Source organism: Alcanivorax borkumensis SK2, assembly GCF_000009365.1.
Lineage (GTDB): Bacteria > Pseudomonadota > Gammaproteobacteria > Pseudomonadales > Alcanivoracaceae > Alcanivorax > Alcanivorax borkumensis.
Window position 1 is genome coordinate 1,871,966 of sequence record NC_008260.1, and the last position, 25,709, is coordinate 1,897,674.

The following is a 25,709-nucleotide window of genomic DNA, read 5'->3' on the forward strand; positions in this document are numbered from 1 at the left end:
GCGGCCTTTTTCATGGCCTCACTATTGCGATGCGGGCTGAATCACCACGGCCTGGCAGCTATCCGCAGCAGGAACGACCCGTGGCTGATATGCTTGAGTATGCCCGGCCCGGCGGCTCATAACACGGTTGATCGCGAAACCGAGGAACAGGCCCGCCATGCCCAGTACAGCCGAAGCATCAACCATCTCAATGGGCAACGCCGATCCCAGCAACGCGCCGGCAAACAGCAATACTAACGGCAAGCCGTACACCCACAGCGCACCGCGCATCAGCGCGCCCTCTGGTAAGGCCACATTTACGGTATCGCCAACCTGGTGAGAATCTTGAGAAGGAACGCGCAAACGAGCGCGCTGACCGGACTGCTGTTCATTAATGAGGTGATGCCCGCAACCGGCCTTTGCCTTGCAGGCACCGCAAGTGGAAGCGCGCACAGTTTCCACCCAAATAGCCCCAGGCTCCACCGCCACAACAATCCCCTGCTCTTCCAACATCAGAGCTGACTATCTCGCACACGGATACCTTCGATTACCCGTTCTGCTGTACTTTGCGGCACCTCACCCACCAGGGTGACCAAGTAGGCCCCGCTGGGCGCGGTGAGGCGGCGGCTGACTGCCACCGTCGGGCCGACACGACTCACGCCTTCTTCCACGGAGCCACCGTCCACCGCTTCTACAAAAACGGTGAAAGCGGCTAAGCCGTCACTGTAACCTTGTGCCGCCACCGGCTCGCGATCGGAACCGCTCTGCCGCCAATCTTGATCCACAGAGGTAAAGCCCGGCGGCATCCATTGCGCTTCCACAGACAACCGGTGTGAGGGGTGAGAGTCCTCTAGTGGCTTCAGGTCGCTTTCTTTCACGGTTTCAGGGATCGAAAAATCTTGTTCGGTAAGCGGGGCCGCTAATGTCAGAGACACAAACTCCACCCGCTCAAGCGCCACCCCGCTGCCATCAACTATTTCGGATTTCAGCAACAGGCTACTGTCGTTATCCAGCCACAACCGATAACCATAGCGATAGGTATCCAGCGGCGCCACACGCATGCGTGTGGTCGCTCGGCCCGCAACACGACCATCGCCATCCACAAGAATGTTGTACTGGGCGGGCACATCGCGGGCGATACGATCACCCAACGCCAACGGCCCTGAGTGCTTACGGTTGATGCGGGTAAGCGTGCCATTGGGGTGTAGGCATACCACCTCATCACCGCGGCGCAGCACCTCGACTAGACGACCATCAAGGTGGGTCAGTCGTTGAAACTCGCGGCCACCGATCACCGCGTGGCTCACTTCCATGGTGCTCACTTCCGCACCAAACTGATAAAGAAAACGACCGGTGTAATTGAGGGATCGATTAGCCTGGGCCATCGATTGGAGCTGGTCCTGCGCTGGGGAAGTATTCGCCAGCGCCACTTCAGACAGCGCCATCACCGGCGAGCAGAGGGTCAGAGAGAAAGCAAGAACTCGCAACATCATCCGTTAGCGAGCCCCGTGGCGGGCATCCATGCTGACCAAGCGAGCGAAAGGCATCATCCCTTGGCCACTATGGCGCGCTGCGAAATCACTGTGACGCAACAGCATGTTGTTCACGCGAGGCTGGGCTGCCGGCACCGCCGAAGCAGGCACGACCACTGCATTGTTACTCGCCATGAATGCCTGAGACACTAGCGAGGTCTCGCCGAATGGCCGGCTTACGCGGTTATCCGCAGCAGCCGCCATCACTGGCGCAGCCGTACCATTCGCCGCCTGACTACCTTCCCAGGTCTGCCAACCAACCACCGTGGCCGCCGCCACAGAGGCGGCTACTGCCAAGCGCGCCATGCCACCGAGCCATGCAGGGCGCTGCACAGGCAAAGCCTCATCCGCCAACGCGGCAGACAAGCGGGCATTAAAGTCCGCCGGCACGGCCATGGTCGGCTGGTGGTGCATAACATCACGGGCCAACTGCCAGCGCGCCAGCGTATCCAGATCGCCATCGTCAATATCGCGCATTACACGACGGGCTTCCAGCTCGCTGGTTTCATCGTCGAGAAACGCAGACAACGCTTCCAAATCCCTGTTCATACTCTCACCCTTTATCGCCGCGCTGTGAGCCCAAAAGCGGGCGGACAGCTGTGTCAATTGCTTCCCTGGCCCGAAAAATCCGAGACCGAACTGTACCCACCGGGCATTCCATGACGACCGCTATATCCTCGTAGCTTAGGCCCTCGAATTCACGCAGGGTCACCGCCGTCTTTAATTCCTGAGGCAGCTCATTAATTGCTGCATGGATTACCGCCTCCAGTTCCTCTGACAACACGAGGGACTCCGGGGTTCCAATCTCGTGCAGCATTTCTGCACCGGCATACTGCTCGGCTTCAGCAGCATCCAGGTCAGAGCCCGGTGGCCGCCGGCTGGCAGACACCAAATGATTCTTAGCGGTATTGACCGCAATACGATAAAGCCAGGTATAAAAGGCGCTGTCTCCACGGAATCGGGGCAGCGCGCGCCAAGCCTTGATAAAGGCTTCTTGGGCAACATCCTGAACCTCGTCCTGGTCACGCACATAACGGCTAATCAACGCAAAAAGGCGCTGCTGGTACTTTCGCACCAACACCTCGAATGCACGCTGATCGCCAGCTTTGGCTTTCTTGACCAACTCTTCGTCTGACACCGATCCCCCGGATCTATCGCGAAACGCGTAAAGTAACCATGACTACCTGACGATCAAGCAGCCTGTAAAACGCGCCATTGTAGCAGCTGCCTGAGCGGCGGCTACAATAGGAACGCGATTTCGCCACCTTTTCACATTGCTTGAACAATTAAAGGGGTGACGCAGGGGCGACAAGACAACCGGTTATAGGACAGAATCGGACACAGGAACCCACAGATGGTTCCTGTGAAACTGCATATTGGACACACTCAGGGCAAAATGCCGGGAAAACAGGCACGCTCACACAGCCCAGCCAGGCCCCAGTGAGCGCCACCAGAACGCTCTAGTATTAGAAAATAGAACAGCCAGAGCCGCCGAATTTCTTCTTGACCTGGGCCATGCACCCTCGCGTCAACAAGCCGAAAGGATCACCGGGTATATTTTCACAGACTTTCTTAGCGGCATATGCCTTAGAGCATTCAGCAGCAGTGGCTTCAAGTGCGTTACTCGCCACTGGAAGCCCCGCCGCCTGATCACCAGGGGCGGCACCTGCTAACAAACCCACAGGCACAGCCTCAGGTGCTAATTTCGGTTCACTCGCGCTGATCATCGCCGCGACCACGTCCACCGGCAGCCCTTCCTTAACCAACCAACTCGACTCCTCCGGAGTGAAGACGGCATAAGGCTTGCCCGCGGCTTTAATGCTGGCGGCCATAGCCGGAGCTGAGCGCTTGCGATAGGTCTCCTTAAGCACATCCATTACGCGTAAATCCGCCGGCCCCATAAAAAACAGGCGCTCATTACCGTGAATGTCACCCGTAAAGTCAGGGTGTTTCTCAACGATCGCAGCATAATGCTTGAGGCGCTGGCTACGGCTCTGGCCAGCCAACACCTCTGCCAAGCGCGCAGAAACCAGCGGCCGGTAAAATTTAAGCGACGGGTTATCAAGGGCAGCGGCAAGCGTATCTACATCTTTTGTTTTTTTGAGCGACTGGTAAAGAGACTCTTCGACAGCAATATTACGCACCAGCTTTTCTTCATGGGAAAAAGCTGAAGCATACCAAGCTGCATCAGTAAGTTTTTGTGTGCCGCGTAATTTACCTAGTGGAAACCAGCTCATGAAAACCGTGCCGCGATAGTGGGCGTTAGCACTGTAAACCAGCTCACCTTCTGAGCGCATTTCAATGGTCGTCTCGAACTGCTGAGGCGCCACCATAGGAATCAAACAAAGGCTGAACGTACAACCCAACGTGCTAAAGACGACCGTAGCAATTGTGCCAACACTATTTTCGGGAGGCTGGCGCGTTACCGTAATATCCAGCGGCGGCATCCCGCCATCATGCAACCAATAATCTGCGACCTGAGCCAATTCATCATTCGCACTACTTTTTGGCTTTGCGTTCAGTGATTCCTGAAATTTGTCGCTGGCCCATGGGTAAGCATCGTAAGAGGTCTTGCCTTTACTGTAGGGGATAATCGGGTCATTCGGGTTAGTGTTAAAGTGATCGATCGTTTGCTGCGTAATCGGCGTACCCTGTTCAGTATAATAATTCGCAGACATGCAGCCACTCAAACCCGCGACAAGCACCAGCCCCCCGGCCAGATGCATCGATATTTTTTTCATTGTCTTCCCCAGACAGTATTAGTCGGCCGTCTTAATCCGCCACAGGCATTCCTCTTCACCTGTTGCCCATCAGACGAACACTCTCACCCAAATTACGATAGAAATCGCATCGCAATATAGCCACAGGCCATAGGCTACACATCACCCAAATGGGGGATCCGCTGATAAAAACGTCATTAGCAGGGGGAGCAATCGCCGCTATACTGGCCGCCTGAGACCCCTAAGCCTGCGAAATCGACCAGCTGCTAACGAATAAAGGATGCTCCATGGCTACCTATCGACACGATGTACTCATTATCGGCTCCGGCGCCGCAGGCCTTACGGCCGCACTTCGCCTGCCTGATGAGTGTCAGGTTGCCCTGCTCTCCAAAGGAGAGCTCACCAGCGCTAGCACCTACTACGCCCAGGGCGGAGTGGCCGCGGTGCTAGACCAAGAAGACTCACTGGAAAGTCATGTGGCCGATACCCATGTGGCTGGCGCCGGGCTATGCCAGGATGATGCGGTACGCTTTACCGTGGAAAATGGCCCCGACGCCATTCGCTGGTTGATTGATCTAGGCGTGGACTTCACCCGTTTCGATAGCGGTGATGGCAGTAAATTGCCCTACCACTTAACCCGTGAAGGCGGGCATAGCCATCGGCGCATCATTCACGCCGCCGATGCCACCGGCAAAGCCATCTCCGGCACACTGATCGAACAAGTCTGCAAAAAAGAAAACGTGATCCGCTTTGAGCACCGGGTGGCGGTGGACCTGATCGTACAGGAACACGACGGACCGCAAGGCAAAGAAAAACGTTGCTGTGGCGCCTACGTACACAACATTCAAACCGGCGAAACCGACGTTATTCTCGCCCGCTCCGTGGTACTGGCCACCGGCGGGGCCTCCAAAGTGTACCTCTACACATCCAACCCGGATGTGGCCACCGGCGATGGCATTGCCATGGCCTGGCGAGCCGGCTGTCGGGTCGCGAATATGGAATTCATGCAGTTCCACCCCACCTGCCTCTATCACCCCAAGGCAAAAAGCTTCCTCGTCACCGAGGCCATCCGCGGCGAAGGCGGGCACCTGCTACTCCCCAATGGCGAACGCTTCATGAACCGCTTTGATGAGCGCGGCGAGTTAGCCCCCCGGGATGTGGTTGCCCGCGCCATTGACCATGAAATGAAACGGCTGGGCGCGGATTGTCTCTACCTTGATATCAGCCACAAACCCGCAGACTTCATTATCGAGCACTTCCCCACCGTATACGCCAAATGCCTGCAGCTGGGGCTGGATATCACCCGCGACCCCATTCCGGTGGTCCCTGCGGCTCATTACACCTGCGGCGGCGTGATGATTAACAAGCATGGACAAACCGATGTGCCTGGCCTCTATGCCATTGGCGAAACCAGTTTTACCGGTTTACACGGAGCCAACCGCATGGCTAGCAATTCATTGCTGGAGTGCTTTGTGTACGGCAAAGCCACCGCCGACCATATTCGCGCCCACCTGGATAAAATTCCCACGCCAAGAGACGACAACGAATGGGATGAATCGCAGGTTACCGACTCGGATGAAGACGTGGTGATCAGCCACAACTGGGACGAGCTGCGTCGCTTCATGTGGGACTACGTGGGCATCGTGAGAACGGAAAAACGGTTGGAGAGAGCCCTGCACCGCGCCGAGCTACTAAAGAGCGAAATCGCCGAGTATTACAGCAACTACCACATCAGCAACGACCTACTGGAGCTACGTAATCTGGTGGTCATCGCCGAACTGATTATTCGCTCTGCCATGCAACGCAAAGAGAGCCGCGGCTTGCATTACATGCGCGATTTCCCAGCAACGAATGAAGAAACCGGAAATACGATCCTAACACCGGGGACGTTTTGACTGGCATAGAATCAAGCCGGGTTACGGGTAAAGGACGGAGCCACACGATGACCGTCCTGCACGAGCGATTCAATTGAACGTTCAACGTTGAAAAAAAAGCCGGGGAACGTCCCGGCTTTCCCTTCCAATGTTGTAGCGTGCGCTAGCCCCGCTGACGCTTAACCCAAAACCACTGATAAAAAGGCTGTAACTCGGCAACGGGCGCTTGGTCAGCAAACACATGCTGCCACCCCTTCGGCGTTTGCATTGCCAACCAAGGGCCATGGCGAATAACACGCAGGGGGCGCGCCATGACTTGCTTATGCCGGCCGATGATCGTCACCCCTTGCGCATCCAGCTCTAGCGCCTCCGGCTGAGGCAAACGCCAGCTCCTCACCAGAACAGGCAGCACACCAAGCAGCACCAGCATGGCCCAAGCCGGTAATTGCGACAAGACTATGGCCGCCGCTGCCAGCAATGCCGCCAACCACCGTAAACGCGCAGGATAGCGCGAAGCGGCCAGCTTAACCTTTCTTCGCGGAGACCAACCCGAGGACATGGCTCACATACTCATTTAACTGCGTATCTGCAGGCTCACTGCGGTAGGTGAACCACTCGAACATGTCCGCATCTTCACAGGCAAGCAAGGTGGCAAACTGTACTTGGCGCTCCACCGGCTCCGCATCAAAGTGATTATCCAGATAGCCATACAGCACCACCTCCACTTCTGACGCACCCCGACGGCACTGCCAACGATATTTCCGCTTCAGGTCTTCATTACTCATTCAGCACTACCCTGATCAAACACTCCGGCGTCTTTCGACAATTAACCCATACAGCTTTCAGGCTGTGCGCGCATTATCTATCATGGCTGATGATTTCTCGACTCCCCCGGAGTCCCACGCCACGTTACACGTTAGGATAACAGGAGCCCCATGAGCTGGTCCGAGTTTATTGCCGCCCAACCCCTGGCAGATCACGCCCCCACGGATAACGCCCCCACATTAAGCCACTGCGATCACTTGGCTATTATCCGCGCTCATGGCGAGGAAGCCGGCCATTACCTGCAAGGTCAGCTGTCCTGCGACCTGCGCGAAGTGGATAACGGAGGGCACCTCACCGGCATGCATCTGAGCCTGAAAGGCCGTGGCCTGGTCAGCGTACGCATTGTTCGCGACGGTAACGACTACCTGATGCTCTGCCCAGCCGGGCAAAGCGAAGCGGTAATCAAATCATTAATGAAATACCGCCTGCGCGCCAAAGTGGAATTTCAAGTGGACAACCAGGCCGTAATTCTGGGGCTTTCAGGCGCATTGCCCGGCGCCCTTCCCCAACCTGGGCAAAGCACCCGCAACGATCAAGGCCTGTGGCTACGCTACCCCAACACCGATCACGCACTGCTGATTACCCACACAGAGCAAGCGGAAGCCGTATGGGCGGCACAGGCTCAGGAACGCACAGCCCTCAACGGCAACGGCTGGCGGCTGGCCGACATCGACGCCGGCGAAGGCATGGTCTACCCGGGCGCAGAAGATCTATTCCTGCCTCAGGTTCTTAACTACGACGTCACCGCCGGGGTGAACTTTAAGAAAGGCTGCTACACAGGCCAGGAAGTAGTTGCACGCATGCACTTCAAGGGCAAGCTCAAGCAACGCATGCAACGGGTCGATTACACCGCCGATATGGATCTGACACCCGGTGAAACGCTACGCGACAGCAACGGCAAAGCCGCCGGTGAAGTGGTCAGCAGTGCCCGCACCCCTGCCGGGCACAGTGCCCTCGTGGTACTGCGCCGCAACACCGATGGTGTATTGTTCAAAGACGCTGAGCCGCTCAACAGCCAGCTCGGCACTCTACCCTATACCTTGCCCTGGAAAGATTAAGCCCCACGGAGCCCACACGCGCCCGTAGGCCGAATTAGCCCCAAGTCTTTCCACATAAAAAAAGGCGCCGAAGCGCCTTTTTTTATGTGTCTTTCTAGCCCCTACTCAAGCCTTACCCAAATCCGCCAGTGGGTGCTTTGGCGCCGGGCAGCGGAAGAAACCCTCGATGTACTCTTTTGGCACCGACGCCACATCACGATGCCGGAAGCTGGGTTTGCCGTCCTTGTCGATTAACAAAGCTCGCACCCCTTCGCGAAAATCACCGTGTAGTGAACATTGCACCGCCAAGCACCACTCCATCCTAAACACCTCTGCCAGGTCGTAATAAGTGGAACGATCCAGTTGCTCCCACACCAGATGAGCCGTTTGCGGGCAACCTCGCTCAAGGTTACCCAGTGCCTTGTCCAGCCAACGGTCACGTTCTTTCACGCTCAGCAGCTGCTCAGTGACAACGGTAATGTCCTCGCCATCGCACAAACGGTTAATTAATGGCATATGGTCAATCAACGGGTGCGGCAGATCACTCATGTCCACCGCCTGCTGTTTGAACAAGCGATAGATCACCGCGCGATTTTCCGCTTCGGTATCCGCATAATTCTGCTCGGCCAGCGCGTCCAGCAGGCTGTCCGCATCCGCCTCTACCATGCGATCAGCCATGCCAATTTCCACAGCTTCACGACCGTTGATGTGAACCCCAGTAAGGCCAAGGAACAAGCCCACCCTTCCAGGCAAACGATTCAGGAACCAGCTGCCACCCACATCGGGGAACAGGCCGATGGTAATTTCCGGCATGGCCATGCGCGAGCGTGGCGTTACCAAACGGAAATCCGCACTCTGCAGCAGCCCCATGCCACCGCCCATAACAATGCCATCACCAAAGACGATCACCGGAATCGCACTCGTATGCAGACGATAATCCAACACATATTCCGCTGCGAAATACTCTTCGGTAACCGGGTTTCGGCCTTCACCGGCATGTTTCACCATGGATTTATGCATCTGCACGATATCACCACCCGCACAGAGCGCCTTGTCGCCAGCCCCATCCAGCCAGATCGCCACAATATCGGAACGCTGCTCCCAAGCATCCAGCTTCTCGCTCAACAGCGTGATCATTTCCAAGCTCAGCGCATTCAGGGATTTGGGGGCATTCAACGTCGCGCGGGCAATAACACGGCCGCAACGGGTTTCGATTTCGGAAAACAACACGCAGTCAGACACAACAACTCCTTGGTCTCAATTCGGCAAAGATGGTACCGCGGTGGGCGGCAAGCTCCAAGCTGGAAACGGGCAAAAGGCCATGCAGATTATGAATGCCTTACTCCGCGCTGCAAGCTAGCAGGTAGTGAGGCAAGCGATGTTCACACCGAAAGGTCGCTACGGGAAGATTGGTGATGTGAGCCGCGGCCAACAAAGCAGCTTACTCGTGGGTACAACGCCGTTAGTTGTTCTGTGGCCGCAGACCCCAATTCGCCTTGTAGTGGGCGGCTTGCCTTTATTATTCTGGCACGGACCAATCAATAGCGGTTTCACCGTGCTGGAGCAAATATTGATTGGCACGGGAAAAGTGACCACAGCCGAGAAAACCTCGGTAAGCCGACAGTGGAGACGGATGTGGAGCGCTTAGCACACAGTGTTTTTCGCGGTCGATCAGGCGGCCTTTTTTCTGAGCATGACTGCCCCACAATAAAAACACTAACCCCTCACGTTCGCGGTTTAAGTGCTCAATGGCCTGATCGGTAAACGTTTCCCACCCTTGCTTCTGGTGAGAGCCAGCCTGGCCCGCTTCCACGGTGAGCACCGCGTTAAGCAGCAAAACACCCTGCTCTGCCCAATAGGTCAAGTTGCCATGGGTAGGAATATCAAAACCCAGGTCTCGGTGAATTTCCTTGTAGATATTCATCAGTGATGGCGGAGTCTTTACGCCATGCTGAACGGAAAAACACAGACCATGGGCTTGGTTGGGGCCGTGGTAAGGGTCCTGTCCCAGGATGACCACTTTCACACAGTCAAAGGGCGTCAAGTTGAAGGCGTTAAAAATATCTGGCCCCGGCGGGAAAACCGTTTTTCCTTCACGCTTCTGTTGCGCTAAAAAATGGCGCAACTGCGCCATATAGTCCCGTTGAAACTCCCCCTCAAGGTGCTGTTTCCAGCCCGGCTCCAACGGCACAACTTTGCTGTCAGGGGTGTTCACGGCATAGGCATTAACCATGGGGGATCACTTTCTCCATCAAGTTGTGCATCCGTTTCTCCGCAAACGCCTGGGAGACTTTTTCCGGGTGCACCAACAAACGCTGCTCAATGGTCAGGAAGGTAGAGAAGATTAACTCCCCATCCAGCTTGGGGTGTTTACAACCAAACAGCTCACACGCCATGGCCAAGGTTTCCACATGCTGGGCCAAATACATATCAGCCATTTCCCGCAGCCGCGGATCCAGAACGGCTTCCTGAATAAACGCCTGCTCAGCCACAATATGATCACGACGATTTTGCAACTCATCAACGATGAAAGCGCCCATCATCTGAGCAAGCAGCTGCACCAACCGCCCACGTTCTTGCGGGTTTTTCAGGCTGTCGCGGGAAAACTGCGACATCAACCCGAACGCCTGCTCTTTAAAGGGTTCAACCACCTCCTTTATTGCTCGTTCTGCGAACAATGCGAAGGTGTCAGCGATCAAATCAGAGAGATCTTTAAAGTAATAGGTTGTCGCAGAAAGCGGAACGCCCGCTTCACGGGCAACCGAACGGTGGCGAACCGCCCGGATACCATCGCGCACAATAATATTCAACGAGGCCTCAAGAATAGCCTGTCGACGCTGCTCGCTACCCGTTCGGCGGGTTTTCCTTCCCTGGTACTGAATTTCAGTTGTCATGGATACAGCCAGCCTGTGTTATCACACCCTAAATTGTATCACTCTCCCTGCGACGCTCCTGCAACACAACGGGCAAAAATGACGCCCGAAAATACCGTTCTTACCGGCCCTGGGGCCGCATATGCGGAAACAGAATAACGTCACGAATGGACGGTGCATCGGTAAACAACATTACCAGACGATCGATGCCGATGCCCTCACCAGCGGTCGGTGGCAGGCCATGCTCAAGCGCGACCACATAATCTTCATCGTAGAACATGGCTTCGTCGTCACCTGCGGCTTTTTCTTCCACCTGCTGACGGAAACGCTCGGCTTGGTCTTCCGCATCATTCAACTCGGAGAAGCCGTTGGCAATTTCACGACCACCCACAAAAAATTCAAACCGCTCTGTCACAAAGGGGTTATCGTCCATGCGACGCGCCAGCGGCGAAACCTCGGTGGGATACTCGGTAATAAAGGTGGGATCTTTCAGGCGGTGTTCCACCGTCTTCTCAAAAATCTCGATCTGCACCTTACCCAAGCCGTAACCGTCTTTAAGCGGAATCCCCAAGCCGGTGGCGATCTCTCGAGCGCCCTCAATATCTGCCAATTTGGCGGCATCAATATCAGGATTAAAATGCAAAATGGAATCGAACACCGTCATGCGGGTAAAAGGTTTGCCAAAATCAAACACATCGCCCTGGTAAGCCACATCCGTGCTGCCCAACACCGTCTCGGCCAAGGTGCGCAGCATTTCTTCGGTCAGGTTCATCAGGTCGTGGTAATCACCAAACGCTTGGTAAAATTCCAGCATGGTGAATTCCGGGTTATGCCGGGTCGAGAGCCCTTCATTGCGGAAGTTACGGTTAATCTCGAACACTTTTTCGAAACCGCCGACCACCAACCGCTTCAAGTACAGTTCCGGCGCAATGCGCAAGTACATGTCCATGTCTAAGCTATTGTGGTGAGTAATAAACGGACGTGCAGTCGCGCCGCCTGGAATCACCTGCAGCATGGGTGTTTCCGCTTCCACGAAATCTTTTTGTACCAGAAAGTTGCGAATCCCGGCCACAATTTTGGCGCGGATCTGGAACGTCTTTCGAGTGTCCTCGTTAACGATCAAGTCCACATAACGCTGGCGGTACCTGGCTTCGGTATCAGTGAGCCCCTTATGCTTTTCGGGCAGCGGGCGCAGGGATTTGGTGAGCAAAAAATACTCATCCATCATCACATACAGGTCGCCCTTACCGGATTTGCACAGCGTGCCACGCACCCCAATGATGTCGCCCAGATCCCAGCTCTTGGTTTCTTTACGCACATCGCGGGTTTCGTCCTTGGGCGCGAAAATCTGAATGCGCCCAGACATGTCCTGTAGCACCTTAAAGGCTTTGCGATCCAGCATCATACGGCCGGCTACCGCCACCTGAATATTTTTCTCTTCCAGCTCTTCCTTGGTGAATTCGCCATACTGCGCCTGCAAATCGGCGGCAAGGGAATCCCTACGAAAATGATTGGGAAACGGGTTACCGCCTTCGCGTAACTCGGCCAACTTGGCACGACGTTCTGCAATCAGACGGTTTTCAGCAGCGGCCTGCTGCGAGGCATCGACATTCTGTGTGGTGTTGTCTTGGCTCATAACTCAGTGCTTCCGGTAAAGCGCCAGGCGCCGCACGCTTAACGCCTGACGCTTTGGAGTTAGCGTCAAGCGGCAAGCGTCAGGCACCCAGCGTATCAATCACAATCCCGCTTTTAGGGACGCTTCAATAAAGGGATCCAGGGCACCATCCAGTACCGCCTGGGTATTACGGTTTTCCACCCCTGTGCGCAAATCCTTAATGCGCGCATCATCGAGAACATAAGAGCGAATTTGGCTGCCCCAACCGATGTCAGCCTTGCTGTTTTCCAAGGCTTGCTTCTCGGCATTACGCCGCTGCATTTCCAGCTCATAGACCTTAGCCTGCATCATCTTCATGGCCTTGTCTTTGTTCTGGTGCTGGCTTCGCTCGCTCTGGCACTGGGTGACTACGGTATGCTCAGTGCCCCCATCATCCTTAAAGAGATAGGTCAGGCGCACCGCAGAATCGGTCCGGTTAACGTGCTGACCACCCGCGCCGGACGCCCGGTAAGTATCCACCCGCATATTGCCCAAATCGATTTCAATATCGATGTCGTCATCTACCTCAGGAGACACAAACACGGAACTGAATGAGGTATGGCGGCGGCCACCAGAATCGAAAGGGCTTTTGCGCACTAGCCGATGCACGCCGGTTTCAGTGCGCAACCAGCCGTAAGCATAATCACCTTCAAAGCGCACTGTGGCAGATTTGATACCCGCCACATCACCGGCGGAAGCTTCCACCAGCTCTGTTTTAAAACCGTGGGCTTCGCCCCAACGCAGGTACATGCGTAACATCATCTCTGCCCAATCTTGGGCCTCGGTGCCACCAGAACCGGATTGAATATCCAAGTAGGCACTGCAGGGGTCCATCTGGCCGGAGAACATGCGACGAAATTCCAGATCCGCCACCATCTTTTCCAGATCTCGCAGATCGCTTTCCACTTCTGAGAGAGTATCTTCGTCGCCCTCTTCCACCACCAGGTCCAACAAGGCTGAGGTGTCCTCCAAGCCCTGGCTAGCGTCGTCGATGGTTTTCACCACCCCCTCCAACTGAGAGCGCTCCTTACCCAATGCCTGAGCATAGGGCGGATCATTCCAGACATCGGGGCTTTCGAGCTCGCGCTCGACTTCAGTCAGGCGTTCACTCTTTTGAACGTAGTCAAAGATACCCCCTGAGCGCTTCGACACGCTCGGCGAGGTCGGAAAGGTGGGTTCGCAGCGGATTGACTTCCATTACGTCTCTCTGAAATTGCAGAAATAGGCGCCAAGCCGGATTGGTGCTCGGCAAACGGCGAAGTTTAACGGTTTGCGGGGGAACTGACGAGGGGCGAGCAACCTCCCCCCTGGCCACGCGCTAAGGCTGGATAACGCAACCCCCAACGAAGACAGATTTACCACAAAGTACACAGTAATCGCCTACGAAAAGGAGGCTCTCTTTGTGTACTTCTCTGTGTACTCTGCGCGCGCGGTGATGAACAGGCTTTTTAGTCAGCCTTTTATTGCACCAGTCGCGACGTTATTCAGTGCTTGCTGCGGCAATACCGATCAATCTTTCAGCTCGTAAACGTGGTACGCCGCCGGTTTCATATTATCGATGGTCGTGCCAATGTAGCTGGCGTTTTTCGGAATGCCAGAACCGGTGTTGAATACCTTGAAGCGACGAACTTCTTTCGGCGTGTCTATCACCGTATCCGCGTCCACTTCCACCCACATGAAAATCACGGCTTCCTGCGGAACGTAATCCACCCGCAGTACCTTTCCTTCTTGCGGCAGACGGATGTCCTGCACGTCAGTGTTGATATTAAGCCGATGCTTGTGAATCGTTTTCATTTGAGCCCCTCCGTTAAGGACACACCACAGCGGTAGCGATAGCCACGCCACAAAGTCGTTGTAGCACGGCCTTTTGGGCCGCACACCAAAGAAATAAGGGCACCCAGTATTGAGCGCAATGGGCAATCCTAGCAAAAACCACGCGCCCCGACAGCCATTGTCGACAATTTAGCCGGGAGACGACAGGGGAAGCCCTGAGGGGGTCGCAACATGATGCGGTTTCGATTTGTGGGCCCAATGTTGGATTACGCCTTTCAGGCTAATTCATCCTAAAAACCACGGGGGGAGTCTGGTTTTAGTAGGTCAGCTTAGGCGTAGCCGTAATTCGACATTCCCACCCCATCGGGGCGATCAAAGCGGGATCAAATGCTCGAACAGCAACTGAGGATTACGCTGCCCCCGGAACTCATTGACCTCCAACCGGTAAACCCCACGCACCTTGCTAATGCGGCTGGGCAACGCTTCCACGGCCACATTGAAATGAATAGCATCAATCACCCCACTGATCCCTGGCAGGCCCAGGGTCAATTTTAGGTGGCGCTCGCCAACAATGCGGTGCTTGAGCACTTCGAATTCGCCATCGAAACTGGGCGCAGGGAAACCTTGGCCCCAAGGAAAGCGGTGGCTGAGTAGTTCTGCATTGGTCAACGACAGCTCGTGATCGTCCAGCTCGCCATCGGTTTCTACAATGCGCTCCAGCGCTTTCGGCGACAGCAGCTCCCCCACCGCTTTTTCAAACGCGGCTTTGAAGTCTTCCAGCTTGTCCAGCTCCAGCGACAACCCCGCCGCCATGGCGTGGCCACCAAATTTACTCAGCAAGCCCGGGTTAGCCGTGGCCACCGCATCCAACGCATCGCGCAGGTGCAAACCGGGAATCGAACGGCCCGAACCCTTGAGTTGCCCACGTTGCTGCGCCGGGGCAAAAGCAATCACCGGCCGGTGAATGGCTTCTTTCACCCGCGAGGCAAGAATGCCCACCACCCCTTCGTGCCACTCCTTGCCATACAGGCACAGGCCTGCGGGCAGGTTATCCGCATCCAGACGGGCCACCTCTTCCATGGCCGCATCACGCATACCATGCTCAATGGAGCGACGCTCACGGTTGATGGTGTCCAAATCCTGGGCCATCTCGGTGGCCTCGGCATCGGTTTGTGCCAACAGACAGGCGATGCCTTGAGTCATGTCGGTGAGCCGCCCCGCAGCATTCAACCGTGGGCCGACCGCAAAACCCATGTCCGCCGCCAACACGCGGTTAGGATCACGCCCGGCCACCTGTAACAAGGCGCGAATTCCTGGGCAGCCTTTACCGGCGCGAATCCGCCGTAAGCCCTGCTCCACCAATACCCGGTTGGCGTCATCCAACACCACCACATCCGCCACCGTACCCAGTGCCACCAGATCCAACAGGTCGGTTATTGGCGCGCTGGCGGCAACGCCCTGCTCGCGCAGTGCCCGCTGCAAATCCATTAATAAATAAAACGCTACCCCGACCCCGGCCAAATTGGTGGCAGGAAAATCTTCGCAACCGGGCAGGCGCGGGTTCACCAATGCGTCCGCCTCCGGCAGCGTTTCGCCGGGCAAGTGGTGATCGGTAATCAGCACCCGCATGCCTTGGGCCCGTGCGGCCGCGACGCCATCCACACTGGCGATACCGTTATCCACGGTGATAATCAGGTCCGGGTCGTACAGCTCTTTGGCCAGATCAACAATAGCCGGCGACAGGCCATAGCCATACTCAAACCGGTCCGGCACTAGAAAATCCGGGCGCGCATAGCCCAGCCGCTCCAGGCCACGCACCATCAAGGTGGTAGCGGTGGCGCCATCCGCGTCGTAGTCACCGACAATACAAATGCGCCACTGCTCAGTTCGCCCTTGTAAAAGCAACGCCACAGCCCCACGCAACCCTGTGAAGCGTTCAGGATGTGGCAGGCGTTTGAGTCCCAGATCCAGCAACGCCGGATCGGTGACCCCCCGCCCGGCCAAAATCCGCGCCAGCATGGGCGGCACATCTGGCCAATCTGGCGTGTACTGCGGGCGACGGGTGATCTTGGGCAAGCGAGGAGTGTCGATGGGCATGAACGTGCTCGGTAGTAGCGGATTTCTGGCCAGATTGGATATTCGTCATGCTCGCAGGGTGCCCCAGCCATCAGCGGCACGGTGAGGCGTGGAGCGAGCGATGATTTGTGGGCACCAATGCCTGTACTAAATACCTGTACTATAAATGCCCCAATGGGCAGAGGCGGCACCCGCCCTGCAGTCTGCCACGGCACCGCCCGAACAGCACGAACACATGGAGTAAATGATCAAATTTTCGCCATACAGCACCTCCCAATGGCTATCACGACTAAATAGTCACAAATTAGGGCTAAAAAAGTCATCCCGCTTCCCTATACTTGCGGGCCTACGAGTTTCGTCGCTTATGTAAGCAAACACTCACATGAATGCCATATAAACGACGCGCCCACCCCGAATTTCGGGGCCTGGGGCACACCAAAGCGGTCATTTAAACCGCGTACTTTGGGACTGGAGAGCAGAAGCTATGATCTATCAAGGCAACGCCGTAAGCGTACAACTGCTTGACGACGGCATCGCCGAACTGAAGTTTGACCTTCAGGGCGAGTCCGTTAACAAGTTCAATCAGGAAACCGTGGAAGACCTCGGTAAGGCTGTGGAAGCTGTTAAAACGAACAGCGACATCAAAGGCCTAATCGTGACTTCCGGCAAAGGGGTTTTCATTGTTGGCGCCGACATCACCGAATTCACCGACATGTTCAAACTGCCGGAAGATGAAATCGCCAGCTGGTGTCTGAAATCTAACGAAGTCTTCAACGCCCTTGAAGATCTCGACATTCCCAAAGTGGCGGCCGTTAATGGCATCGCCTTGGGTGGTGGCTTAGAACTGTGTCTGGCCGCAGATTTCCGCGTACTGAGCGAAAAAGCTCAGGTCGGTCTGCCGGAAGTGAAACTGGGCTTGTACCCGGGCTTCGGCGGCACCGTGCGCTTGCCCCGCGTAATTGGTGTAGATAATGCCGTTGAGTGGATCGCCGCTGGCGGTCAGCACAAAGCGGACAAAGCGCTGAGCGTAGGTGTAGCCGACGCGGTCGTTGCCCACGACGAACTGCAGAACGCGGCCATCGATCTGGTCAAGCAATGCCTAGCCGGCAAAATCGATTTCCGCGCCAAGCGTGCCGAGAAACTGGAACCGCTGAAACTGCCACCCATGGAAAACATGATGGCCTTCCAGACTTGCACCGCCATGGTGATGGGCCAGGCAGGCAAGAACTACCCGGCCCCGGTAGCCGCCGTAAACGCCATGCAAAAGCATGCTGGCATGAACCGCAAAGAAGCACAGGAAGTGGAAGCCAAAGGCTTCGCCAAAGTGGCCAAGTCTCCGCAAGCCACCTGCATGGTTGGGCTGTTCCTGGCAGACCAGCAAGTGAAAAAGGTCAACGGCAAAACCGCTAAAGCCTCCAAAGAGATCAATCAGGCCGCCGTACTGGGCGCAGGCATCATGGGCGGCGGTATCGCCTTCCAGTCTGCCTCTAAAGGCACGCCGATCATCATGAAGGACATCGCCGACAAAGCGCTGGACCTGGGCATGAGCGAAGCCAGCAAACTGCTGACCAAGCGTGTTGATCGCAAGAAAATGAAGCCCGCCAAAATGGCGCAGGTTTTGTCCTCTATCCGTCCGACCCTGAACTACGGCGACTTCGCCAACGTGAACGTGGTGGTTGAGGCGGTAGTTGAGAACCAGAAGGTCAAGCAGTCCGTATTGGCGGAAGTGGAAGATAAGGTAACCGAGGGCACCGTGCTGGCCTCCAACACCTCCACCATTTCCATCACCAAACTGGCTGAAGCCCTGAAGCGTCCGCAAGACTTCGCCGGCATGCACTTCTTCAACCCGGTACACATGATGCCGCTGGTGGAAGTAATCCGTGGCGAAAAGACCTCCGACGAAACCGTTGGCACCCTGGTGGCCTACGCTCAGAAAATGGGCAAAACCCCCATCGTGGTTAACGACTGCCCCGGCTTCCTGGTTAACCGTGTACTGTTCCCCTACTTCGGCGGCTTCGGCATGCTGATGCGCGACGGTGCCGACTTCCAGGCGGTCGACAAAGTGATGCAGAAGTTCGGCTGGCCTATGGGCCCGGCGTACCTGATGGACGTGGTTGGCATCGACACCGGTGTTCACGCGGCTGAGGTAATGGCTGAAGGCTACCCCGAGCGCATGCAGTACGACTTCAAAGATGCGTCCACTGTGATGTTCGAAAACGATCGTTACGGCCAGAAAAACGGCGTCGGTTTCTACAAGTACGAGCTGGACAAGAAAGGCAAAACCAAAAAGGTTGTCGACGAGTCCACCTACGAACTGATCAAGCCGCACGTGGCTGACAGCAAGGAATTCGATGCGGAAGAAATCATCGCCCGCATGATGATCCCCATGTGCACCGAAACCGTTCGCTGCCTGGAAGACAACATCGTAGGTTCCGCTGCCGAGGCCGACATGGCCATGATCTACGGCATCGGCTTCCCTCCCTTCCGTGGCGGTCCGCTGCGTTACATCGACAGTGTTGGCGTTAAAGAATTCGTCGCGCTGTGTGACAAGTACGCGCACCTGGGTGGCATCTACGAAGCACCGCAGATGCTCAAAGACATGGCCTCCAAGGGCGAGTCTTTCTTCGCCTAAGCCACGGACAAGCAGGAGTAATGAAATGAGTTTGAATCCAAAAGACGTTGTCATCGTCGATGCGGTCCGTACCCCCATGGGCAAGAGCCGTAATGGCCAGTTCCGTCACGTGCGTGCCGAAAAGCTGTCAGCTCAGCTGATCCAGGCGCTGATGGCCCGTAACCCGAACTGGGACATCCAGCTCACTGAAGACGTGATTTGGGGCTGTGTAAACCAGACCAAAGAACAGGGCATGAACATCGCCCGTAACATCTCCATGCTGGCCGGCCTGCCGCGCACCAGCGCTGCACAAACCGTGAACCGTCTGTGTGGTTCTTCCATGCAGGCACTGCACAGCGCCTCACAAAGCATCATGACCGGCAACGGCGATGTCTTTGTTATCGGTGGTGTAGAGCACATGGGCCACGTGGCCATGGATCACGGCATCGACCTGAACCCGGAAATGTCCAAAGTGACCGCCAAGGCGTCCAACATGATGGGCCTGACCGCGGAAATGCTGGGCAAGATGCACGGCATCACCCGTGAACAACAAGACGCCTTCGGCGTTCGTTCACACAAGCTGGCGTGGGAAGCCACCCAGCAAGGCCGTTGGGACAACGAAATCGTACCCATCGAAGGTCACGATCAGAACGGCCACAAAGTGCTGTGCGAAATCGACGAAGTGATCCGCCCGGGTGCCAGCATCGAAGACATGCAGAAACTGCGTCCGGTATTCGATCCGGCCAACGGTACCGTGACTGCCGGTACGTCATCTGCCCTGTCTGACGGTGCCTCCGCCATGCTGGTCATGAGCGCCGAGCGTGCCCAAGCCCTGGGCCTGAAGCCCCGTGCCAAAATCCGCTCCATGGCCGTAGCCGGTTGCGACGCCGCCATCATGGGTTACGGCCCTGTACCGGCCACCCAGAAAGCGCTAGCACGTGCTGGCCTAACCATCGACGACATCGACTATGTAGAGCTGAACGAAGCGTTCGCTGCACAGTCCCTGCCGGTGGCCAAGGACCTGAAGCTGCTGGACAAAATGGAAGAGAAAGTAAACCTGAACGGCGGCGCTATCGCCCTGGGCCACCCGCTGGGTTGCTCCGGTGCGCGTATCACCGGCACCCTGCTGAACGTCATGGAATGGAAAGACGGCCAAATCGGTCTTGCCACCATGTGTATCGGCCTGGGTCAGGGTATCGCTACCATTATTGAACGGGTTTAACCAACACCTGATGCCCAAAACCTGACGCCGGAGACACTTCGGCGCTCAGGCCCGGCACCCTATTTCCGGCCCCGCCTCACAAGGGCAGGGCTGGAAACAAAAAACCCTGGCTTACCCGCCGGGGTTTTTCTTTATTTAACAAACCCATTGTTATTCTTAGACCCACCGCAAACCCTGCCTCTCGCACTCCCACCATTGCCTCCGGTACAGTATGAAATTCTGATCACCGTAAAACGCAAAACGGTAAAGCGTTATTAACCTGCCCCCTGGAGGATAAATGCATGCTTAGCTGGATTGCAGAACATCAAAAAAGCCTATCGGTTATCGCCAGCTTCAGCTCGGTGCTTATTTGGTTGGTGTATGCACAGCTGCTTTATCTAGGATTCCGGCGGCAACGTAGCCCACGTTTAATTATTAATCGCGGGCGCAACAAAGATATCAATGCGCTCTGCCTAATTAGCAACATGAGCGCCGAATCCGTTTTCATTCAATACATCATCGCCGAACTGCACACCTCACAAGGCGTCATCACCATGGATGTAACAGACTTCGAGCAGGAATATAACCAAGGCGACGAAGATCCAGAAAAGCGCACTCACCGCTCAGGGTCATCATCCGGTGTAATGGAGGTGACAGAAAACACCCGGCAAGGCCCCGTCAAACCCGGCGGTTTTTCGCATATAGGCACGTTCAGTGAACTGGTCCAGCGTTTGGCCAGAGATGAAGGCATCGAAATGGACGGGCACATGCCTAAGGGAGAGCTGGAGTTCAACCATATCAAATTGCGCCTTATCGGCATCTATGGGCCAGAGAACAAACCGATTGGTGCGGAGCGTGGCTTCGACCTAGCCTACAACGCCAACCAATTTGCTCTAAGCCCAACCTCGTGGGACACCAAGCAACTGGTATCGCTACGCCAGCGCCACAAACTCCATAAAATTGTGGAAAACCTCAACGCCACCAACTTCTCTTCCTCATCGTCTTTTCGTCGCGTGGAAGAGAACGGCTCATAAGTTAAACGGCACTTCAGCCCCCTACGCTGTGGGCAGGCTTTGCCTCTAGCACCCCGCCTTGAGGGTATTGCCGATTGCTATTGCAGGTTGCTATTGCCGGTGAATAAGCAAAGCTTGCCTGGGCATTACAACACAGGAACCACCGACCCTTTGTAGCCTTACAACCCTCAAATTCATACGGTAACGGCTAATCGAGGGGGGGGGCATATTCACTCCTGCCCACCCGCACCATAGAGTATCGGCCAATTAAAGAGTGCCTGTTGTTATGTTTGAAAGAAGATCCAGGTTGGTAATGAGGTTTCTTACTCCATGAGCATGATCTTCATTAAAAACATTCCCTTTACACCATTTGCCAACGCTCTCGATATTCACTTTGGCAACATGTGGATGCACACTCCATGAAACCTGAAACGGTGATCCTTTTTCATTGTAACCAGGGCCTGTAGTTGAACCAGCATACTGAACAGGTGTGCCCGTATTGCTTGGAATATTCGTTGCCTGATACAAACCCTTGTTTCTTCTATATTGCGCTAGTCTCTCGAAATCAAGAGCCTGTTTATCATTAACCAAAACATAAACCTGTGCTTCCACGCGCAGCTGAGGGTTATTGATCGCATCCGTTAGGCATGAAGCTAACGTTGGGCCTGGTTCGGCTTGAGCCGTTGAAAGCACATAGTGAACTTCAATAGTATCACCAGCGGCTAACCCCCCATGCATGCTAGGGCAGATATCATGACCGACGGGTTTAAGCTCAGAAGCACTCAACTTACCTGAATATTTGTAACCGCTGTGGAAACCGTGGCCATCTCCATTACCGGCATATTGAGTAAACTCACCCCCTTTATGCTCAGCATTTTTATGGAAATGAATATTACAGAGATTCATTTCTGTAGGTGCAGGAGCAGCAGTAAATACCCGTGAATTGTTCCCTTCTGTCGCATCAATATCACGTGGAGATTGTGGCCCAAACCCTTTTCCCTTTGTGTTTTCTGCAAGCATTTCTCTTTGTCTAGATATAACGCTATCCGCTACAGTGCCGTGTGCGCCAGCGCTAACCTCCTTTGCGCTAGCAAGCATTGGTAATGTGGTCGCTATCGCTAACGCGATTATTACTTCTCTCTTCATCGCTCGGCTCCTAAGTTGATAGTGGCGAAATTACCCGATCTACGATTCGGGACCGGTTGCCAAGCCCCACAACCCTGCGATTGGGGCGCTGGCGATAAGGTTATCCCTCAAGGCCGCTGTCCGTACCTGTATGCGAAGATGGGCACATCGGATAATGGGTGCTAGAGCGTTACCGGCATGGATATCGAATACCAGCAGAAGGGCGCAGCCTGTTGGGTACAGAAGCGATCCTGCATCAGCAAGATTGCTCAAGCAGCCACAAGGTTCAGGGAGAAACCCATATCGTTGATGAACAGGGAGAAACGGTTGCCCAGGCTAAACATCGCTGGCGGATTTCGCCACGTGATAACACACCGGCCTACGGCGAACCGCTGCACGCCCAGTCAGTGAGAACCAAGGCCTACAATGGCTGAACGGATAGGTGCCCTATTCCTGTTTATCCGTTCCTCACGCCTAGACTTTGGGTGTCTTGCAGGTGGAAATGCCAAACGGTAAATAAGCCGGGCACCAACGCATGGTAGCGGTCAACAGCGGGATAATGCCTATAGCCCCCCACCAGCTCTGGAATACAACGCCCAGAGCAATGATAACCACACCCAACACTAACCGGAAAAGACGGTCTGTATTACCCACATTGGTTTTCATGGCAGCCTCCTTTTTGAATGCTTATTTCGGAGTCTGTCCTTGTTTCAGGTCACGCACGTTGATCCAGATCAGGAAAAACCGCCAACGGATCTGCTAGTTGATGGTGTCCCCAACCTTGTGCCAATAGATGCTTCCGAGCGGCGTTTTCCGGCTCAGATCGACCTCTTTAAGGATCGATACGATCTGGGCTTCAGTAAAGCGTGATTTCTTCATTGTCGTCTCCTGAGAGGTGATATTCCCAGAAAACGCTAATCAGACGTCTGTCTCCGTTTAGGGGGAGTGGATACCACCTTGACAGAAGCACTGAATGGTCGAAGCAGCTTATGCAGGGCCGGACACACCGCTGCCAGAAAGGCGTTATTCGTGCCTGTGCCAAGCATCACAACCCCGTAGTCATCACCATGCCAACCGCCTAGAGCAACGCGGTCTGACATCGATGCGCTATAGATGTGCTATAACACTGCCCTTACCGACAAGGTAATATCAGACAATGCCCATCAGGGACGTAAGAGATCGGCTAATTGATGGGAGTCTACTCTGTTGGTAATGATTGTGCCGGCCCCGCCTCAAAAGAAAAGGGCTGGGAAACAGGAACCCCAACTACCCAACGGGGTTTTTTATTTGCCATACTTTAATCTATCATCACTCAACGACGTGCTAACTACTGGCAGATTCTTATGACAGCCGATGCAAAACGCGAGCATATTCCTCTAGAGCTGTTATTGCTCGACGAAAAAAACCCACGGTTTGGCAACCATGGACAAAAACTAGTTAGTCAAACAGAAGTTCTCGATCATATTGTCAGCACTTTTAGTGTAGAAGATGTTTTAAGCTCTATTGCTGTAAATGGTTTCTTCGAAGCTGAACCACTAGTTTGTGTTGGCCCTAACAAAAAGGGAGAATTTACCGTTGCCGAGGGCAACCGCAGACTATCGGCTTGCTTAATTTTAGCTGGCGATGAAAGAGCCAAAAACTGGAAACGAAAGACAGAAGAATACCAGAAAATCCATGAAAAACATGGATCAAAAGCTTTCGATCCTGTGCCAGTAACTGTTTTCTCTGCAAACAATTCAGATAAAACCCTTCTTTCCTATCTGGGTGTGCGCCACATAGCCTCTTCTCAGCAGTGGGATTCCTATGCTAAAGCCGTCTGGATTGCAAACGTTATCCAAGAGGGAGAAATTGATGTAAAAACAGTGGCAGAGATGATCGGCGACAAACATCAAACAGTTTCAAGATTACTTGAAGGCTACTATTTCATAAGACAGCTAGAAGATGAAAATCAATTTATCCCCTCAAACTCTCAAAGAAAAGGACGAGGCAGCAACACAACTTATCCATTTTCATGGGTCTACACTCTTCTTGGGTATGCATCTGTTAGAGATTTCCTTGGATTGAATGACTCCAAACCAAGAGAAAACCCCGTTGAGCGTGAGAAAATTAATAATGCATCCTTGCTTGTCTCGGCAATGTTTGGAGACAGATCAAAAGGCAAAGATTCTGCGCTGAACGATTCGAGACAACTCAGTACTCTCGCGAAAGTGGTTTCTGATCCAGAAAAAATTTCCTTGCTTAGAAATGGCAAAAAGATTGATGAAATTATCAAAGCAACCCAGCCTATTGATGAAAGGTTAGGAGATGGGCTGCTGGAAGCGCAGTCATCTTTAAGAGACATATCCTCTAGGCTTATGGAGGAGGATATTTCATCTGAAATTGCAGAAAAACATAAGCCCGCAGCAAGCAAAGTTTCCAAACTAGCATCCTCTGTCTTCAACAAATTACAAGAAATATCCGATGAGTAGAAGATCCACTCATGACGATCGAAATCGTCACTTCACCTTTTCCCAGAATGCTGACGAAACTGAAATCCAGGCTTTCCTTGATGGTGCCGCCCACATCGAAGCAGGAGTTCGTGATGAACTTATTGCTGATGCTCTTGACGATTTTGGCCCAAGTGACATTGGCGGGCCAGAAGAGCAGAGGATGGAAAGATTTGAAGCTGAAGATTTAGCATTAGACGAAGCAGCGGGGTCTACCCTCGAAGAGATTCAGGATCGCAACGAAATACTTGGCGAGCTGTATCCTTTCAAACTGAACGGCAACACCCTAGAGTATACGCCCTCACAAAATGGCGTTTACGAACTTCTATTGTCGATTTCTAACCTTCAAAATTCTGGAGAACAGGGTTCACTTTTTGAAAGAACAGCAACACAAGTCGCATGTAGAGTTTTAGGCCGCAACTCAAAAGCTTGGCATACTGGATGGCCGCGGTCCAACGGTCAGCCCAAAAGAATTAAGGAGCTTTATTCAAACATCAATAGCGAGACAGGTGAGTTTCACTGGGGACCAGAGGCTGGGTTTCCAGAAGACCCGCCTCCAAGAGACGAAAAGGACTGTGGAATTGATATTATTGTCCAAAGAAAACTGGATGAATCAAGAATTGGCAATCTATTTTTGTTTGGACAATGTGCATGCGGCAATAACTGGGACTCTAAACTGGAAGAAGCAAACCCATCGACAAAACTCGCCCGATACTTCAGAACAGTTACTTATGCCCCTCCAATTATCGCGATTTTCGTGCCTTTTTGCTTGTCACAGTTTTGGATAAATGAAACTGCCAGACAAAAAGTTTTGGCATTCGATCGTCTTCGCATGGTTCAAATCTCTAACGACCTTGATGATGAAATTCCGGAGTGGCTGCATAGAGATAGAATTTTGGAGAAAGCCAAAGAAATAGCTTCGCAATAGAC

The 25,709-nt window shown here is 54.2% G+C and carries 24 protein-coding genes; 8 read left to right on the forward strand and 16 right to left on the reverse strand.

Annotation, left to right across the window (positions count from 1 at the left end; translation table 11 throughout):
• Nucleotides 1-21 precede the first annotated feature (21 nt).
• The 5 genes from ABO_RS08475 to ABO_RS08495 all read right to left on the reverse strand — a co-directional run bounded on the left by ABO_RS08475 (nt 22) and on the right by ABO_RS08495 (nt 4,252).
• Nucleotides 22-492, reverse strand: coding sequence for a SoxR reducing system RseC family protein (locus ABO_RS08475; RefSeq protein WP_011588917.1), 471 nt, complete (start codon nt 490-492; stop codon nt 22-24).
• The gene (locus tag ABO_RS08480) at nt 492-1,472 is read right to left on the reverse strand and encodes a MucB/RseB C-terminal domain-containing protein (RefSeq protein WP_011588918.1); all 981 of its coding nucleotides are present in this window, start codon (nt 1,470-1,472) and stop codon (nt 492-494) included. The genes ABO_RS08475 and ABO_RS08480 overlap by 1 nt, the downstream gene beginning before the upstream one ends.
• A gap of 3 nt (nt 1,473-1,475) precedes the next feature.
• Nucleotides 1,476-2,060 (reverse strand): sigma-E factor negative regulatory protein, encoded by a 585-nt coding sequence (locus tag ABO_RS08485; protein ID WP_011588919.1) that lies wholly within the window; start codon nt 2,058-2,060, stop codon nt 1,476-1,478.
• Between the two features lie 4 nt (nt 2,061-2,064).
• Nucleotides 2,065-2,649 carry an RNA polymerase sigma factor RpoE gene (gene rpoE, locus ABO_RS08490; RefSeq protein ID WP_011588920.1) on the reverse strand — a complete coding sequence of 195 codons (585 nt, stop codon included), beginning with the start codon at nt 2,647-2,649 and terminating at the stop codon, nt 2,065-2,067.
• Nucleotides 2,650-2,977: 328 nt separating this feature from the next.
• Nucleotides 2,978-4,252: a hypothetical protein gene (locus ABO_RS08495; protein ID WP_011588921.1), complete on the reverse strand. Its 1,275-nt coding sequence runs from the start codon at nt 4,250-4,252 to the stop codon at nt 2,978-2,980.
• A gap of 266 nt (nt 4,253-4,518) precedes the next feature.
• On the opposite strand from ABO_RS08495, the gene nadB reads away from it, so the two are divergent.
• Nucleotides 4,519-6,126 carry an L-aspartate oxidase gene (nadB, locus tag ABO_RS08500; protein ID WP_011588922.1) on the forward strand — a complete coding sequence of 536 codons (1,608 nt, stop codon included), beginning with the start codon at nt 4,519-4,521 and terminating at the stop codon, nt 6,124-6,126.
• Nucleotides 6,127-6,268: 142 nt separating this feature from the next.
• Here the strand turns inward: nadB and ABO_RS08505 are convergent, their stop codons facing one another.
• Both ABO_RS08505 and ABO_RS08510 read right to left on the reverse strand, forming a co-directional pair.
• On the reverse strand, nt 6,269-6,664 hold the full coding sequence (locus tag ABO_RS08505) for a hypothetical protein (RefSeq protein ID WP_232501264.1): 396 nt from the start codon (nt 6,662-6,664) through the stop codon (nt 6,269-6,271).
• Entirely contained in the window at nt 6,630-6,890 is a 261-nt protein-coding gene (locus tag ABO_RS08510; RefSeq protein ID WP_011588924.1) for a succinate dehydrogenase assembly factor 2, read from the reverse strand. Before ABO_RS08510 ends, ABO_RS08505 begins: the two co-directional genes overlap by 35 nt.
• A 150-nt stretch (nt 6,891-7,040) precedes the next feature.
• Between ABO_RS08510 and ABO_RS08515 the strand changes: the two genes are divergently transcribed.
• Nucleotides 7,041-7,988: a YgfZ/GcvT domain-containing protein gene (locus tag ABO_RS08515; protein WP_011588925.1), complete on the forward strand. Its 948-nt coding sequence runs from the start codon at nt 7,041-7,043 to the stop codon at nt 7,986-7,988.
• A 105-nt stretch (nt 7,989-8,093) separates the two neighbouring features.
• Here the strand turns inward: ABO_RS08515 and ABO_RS08520 are convergent, their stop codons facing one another.
• From ABO_RS08520 to recJ, 7 genes are all read right to left on the reverse strand, one after another.
• Complete coding sequence (locus ABO_RS08520; RefSeq protein WP_011588926.1) at nt 8,094-9,209, reverse strand: enoyl-CoA hydratase/isomerase family protein; 1,116 nt, start codon at nt 9,207-9,209, stop codon at nt 8,094-8,096.
• A gap of 277 nt (nt 9,210-9,486) precedes the next feature.
• The gene (gene ung / locus ABO_RS08525) at nt 9,487-10,200 is read right to left on the reverse strand and encodes a uracil-DNA glycosylase (RefSeq protein ID WP_011588927.1); all 714 of its coding nucleotides are present in this window, start codon (nt 10,198-10,200) and stop codon (nt 9,487-9,489) included.
• The gene (locus ABO_RS08530) at nt 10,193-10,861 is read right to left on the reverse strand and encodes a TetR/AcrR family transcriptional regulator (RefSeq protein ID WP_011588928.1); all 669 of its coding nucleotides are present in this window, start codon (nt 10,859-10,861) and stop codon (nt 10,193-10,195) included. The genes ung and ABO_RS08530 overlap by 8 nt, the downstream gene beginning before the upstream one ends.
• Nucleotides 10,862-10,961: 100 nt before the next feature.
• A complete protein-coding gene (gene lysS, locus ABO_RS08535) occupies nt 10,962-12,476 on the reverse strand; it encodes a lysine--tRNA ligase (RefSeq protein WP_011588929.1) in 1,515 nt (504 codons plus the stop codon).
• A 99-nt stretch (nt 12,477-12,575) separates the two neighbouring features.
• Nucleotides 12,576-13,692 (reverse strand): peptide chain release factor 2 gene (gene prfB / locus ABO_RS08540; protein ID WP_101235026.1). Its coding sequence is split into 2 segments (ribosomal slippage): nt 12,576-13,619 and nt 13,621-13,692, totalling 1,116 coding nucleotides; the frame shifts between segments, so codons are not numbered across the junction.
• Between the two features lie 311 nt (nt 13,693-14,003).
• Nucleotides 14,004-14,288, reverse strand: a complete 285-nt coding sequence (locus ABO_RS08545) for a DUF7352 domain-containing protein (RefSeq protein WP_011588931.1) — start codon at nt 14,286-14,288, stop codon at nt 14,004-14,006.
• 351 nt (nt 14,289-14,639) lie between these two features.
• Nucleotides 14,640-16,364 (reverse strand): single-stranded-DNA-specific exonuclease RecJ, encoded by a 1,725-nt coding sequence (gene recJ, locus ABO_RS08550; RefSeq protein WP_011588932.1) that lies wholly within the window; start codon nt 16,362-16,364, stop codon nt 14,640-14,642.
• Nucleotides 16,365-16,827: 463 nt separating this feature from the next.
• Between recJ and fadB the strand changes: the two genes are divergently transcribed.
• From fadB to ABO_RS08565, 3 genes are all read left to right on the forward strand, one after another.
• Complete coding sequence (gene fadB, locus ABO_RS08555; RefSeq protein WP_011588933.1) at nt 16,828-18,975, forward strand: fatty acid oxidation complex subunit alpha FadB; 2,148 nt, start codon at nt 16,828-16,830, stop codon at nt 18,973-18,975.
• Nucleotides 18,976-19,000: 25 nt separating this feature from the next.
• Nucleotides 19,001-20,176, forward strand: a complete 1,176-nt coding sequence (fadA, locus tag ABO_RS08560; RefSeq protein ID WP_011588934.1) for an acetyl-CoA C-acyltransferase FadA — start codon at nt 19,001-19,003, stop codon at nt 20,174-20,176.
• Between the two features lie 281 nt (nt 20,177-20,457).
• The gene (locus ABO_RS08565; protein ID WP_011588935.1) at nt 20,458-21,189 is read left to right on the forward strand and encodes a hypothetical protein; all 732 of its coding nucleotides are present in this window, start codon (nt 20,458-20,460) and stop codon (nt 21,187-21,189) included.
• A gap of 246 nt (nt 21,190-21,435) precedes the next feature.
• On the opposite strand, the gene ABO_RS08570 is transcribed toward ABO_RS08565, so the two are convergent.
• Entirely contained in the window at nt 21,436-22,314 is an 879-nt protein-coding gene (locus tag ABO_RS08570; protein WP_011588936.1) for a delta-class carbonic anhydrase, read from the reverse strand.
• 158 nt (nt 22,315-22,472) lie between these two features.
• Between ABO_RS08570 and ABO_RS08575 the strand changes: the two genes are divergently transcribed.
• Nucleotides 22,473-22,727: a hypothetical protein gene (locus ABO_RS08575; RefSeq protein WP_148201441.1), complete on the forward strand. Its 255-nt coding sequence runs from the start codon at nt 22,473-22,475 to the stop codon at nt 22,725-22,727.
• A gap of 40 nt (nt 22,728-22,767) precedes the next feature.
• Here the strand turns inward: ABO_RS08575 and ABO_RS08580 are convergent, their stop codons facing one another.
• The gene (locus ABO_RS08580) at nt 22,768-22,959 is read right to left on the reverse strand and encodes a YgaP family membrane protein (protein WP_011588937.1); all 192 of its coding nucleotides are present in this window, start codon (nt 22,957-22,959) and stop codon (nt 22,768-22,770) included.
• A gap of 677 nt (nt 22,960-23,636) precedes the next feature.
• Between ABO_RS08580 and ABO_RS08585 the strand changes: the two genes are divergently transcribed.
• Both ABO_RS08585 and ABO_RS08590 read left to right on the forward strand, forming a co-directional pair.
• Nucleotides 23,637-24,761: a hypothetical protein gene (locus ABO_RS08585; protein ID WP_011588938.1), complete on the forward strand. Its 1,125-nt coding sequence runs from the start codon at nt 23,637-23,639 to the stop codon at nt 24,759-24,761.
• Nucleotides 24,754-25,707: a hypothetical protein gene (locus ABO_RS08590; protein WP_011588939.1), complete on the forward strand. Its 954-nt coding sequence runs from the start codon at nt 24,754-24,756 to the stop codon at nt 25,705-25,707. The genes ABO_RS08585 and ABO_RS08590 overlap by 8 nt, the downstream gene beginning before the upstream one ends.
• Nucleotides 25,708-25,709 lie beyond the last annotated feature (2 nt).

Coding starts and splice junctions, on each gene's coding strand:
- ABO_RS08565 (WP_011588935.1), top strand. CDS start 20,458: ATGCTTAGCTGGATTGCAGAACATCAAAAAAGCCTATCGGTTATCGCC.
- ABO_RS08530 (WP_011588928.1), bottom strand. CDS start 10,861: ATGACAACTGAAATTCAGTACCAGGGAAGGAAAACCCGCCGAACGGGT.
- ABO_RS08485 (WP_011588919.1), bottom strand. CDS start 2,060: ATGAACAGGGATTTGGAAGCGTTGTCTGCGTTTCTCGACGATGAAACC.
- ABO_RS08480 (WP_011588918.1), bottom strand. CDS start 1,472: ATGATGTTGCGAGTTCTTGCTTTCTCTCTGACCCTCTGCTCGCCGGTG.
- ABO_RS08515 (WP_011588925.1), top strand. CDS start 7,041: ATGAGCTGGTCCGAGTTTATTGCCGCCCAACCCCTGGCAGATCACGCC.
- nadB (WP_011588922.1), top strand. CDS start 4,519: ATGGCTACCTATCGACACGATGTACTCATTATCGGCTCCGGCGCCGCA.
- ABO_RS08570 (WP_011588936.1), bottom strand. CDS start 22,314: ATGAAGAGAGAAGTAATAATCGCGTTAGCGATAGCGACCACATTACCA.
- ABO_RS08475 (WP_011588917.1), bottom strand. CDS start 492: ATGTTGGAAGAGCAGGGGATTGTTGTGGCGGTGGAGCCTGGGGCTATT.
- ABO_RS08505 (WP_232501264.1), bottom strand. CDS start 6,664: ATGTCCTCGGGTTGGTCTCCGCGAAGAAAGGTTAAGCTGGCCGCTTCG.
- recJ (WP_011588932.1), bottom strand. CDS start 16,364: ATGCCCATCGACACTCCTCGCTTGCCCAAGATCACCCGTCGCCCGCAG.
- lysS (WP_011588929.1), bottom strand. CDS start 12,476: ATGAGCCAAGACAACACCACACAGAATGTCGATGCCTCGCAGCAGGCC.
- ABO_RS08580 (WP_011588937.1), bottom strand. CDS start 22,959: ATGAAAACCAATGTGGGTAATACAGACCGTCTTTTCCGGTTAGTGTTG.
- ABO_RS08510 (WP_011588924.1), bottom strand. CDS start 6,890: ATGAGTAATGAAGACCTGAAGCGGAAATATCGTTGGCAGTGCCGTCGG.
- ABO_RS08585 (WP_011588938.1), top strand. CDS start 23,637: ATGACAGCCGATGCAAAACGCGAGCATATTCCTCTAGAGCTGTTATTG.
- ung (WP_011588927.1), bottom strand. CDS start 10,200: ATGGTTAATGCCTATGCCGTGAACACCCCTGACAGCAAAGTTGTGCCG.
- ABO_RS08495 (WP_011588921.1), bottom strand. CDS start 4,252: ATGAAAAAAATATCGATGCATCTGGCCGGGGGGCTGGTGCTTGTCGCG.
- ABO_RS08590 (WP_011588939.1), top strand. CDS start 24,754: ATGAGTAGAAGATCCACTCATGACGATCGAAATCGTCACTTCACCTTT.
- ABO_RS08545 (WP_011588931.1), bottom strand. CDS start 14,288: ATGAAAACGATTCACAAGCATCGGCTTAATATCAACACTGACGTGCAG.
- fadA (WP_011588934.1), top strand. CDS start 19,001: ATGAGTTTGAATCCAAAAGACGTTGTCATCGTCGATGCGGTCCGTACC.
- fadB (WP_011588933.1), top strand. CDS start 16,828: ATGATCTATCAAGGCAACGCCGTAAGCGTACAACTGCTTGACGACGGC.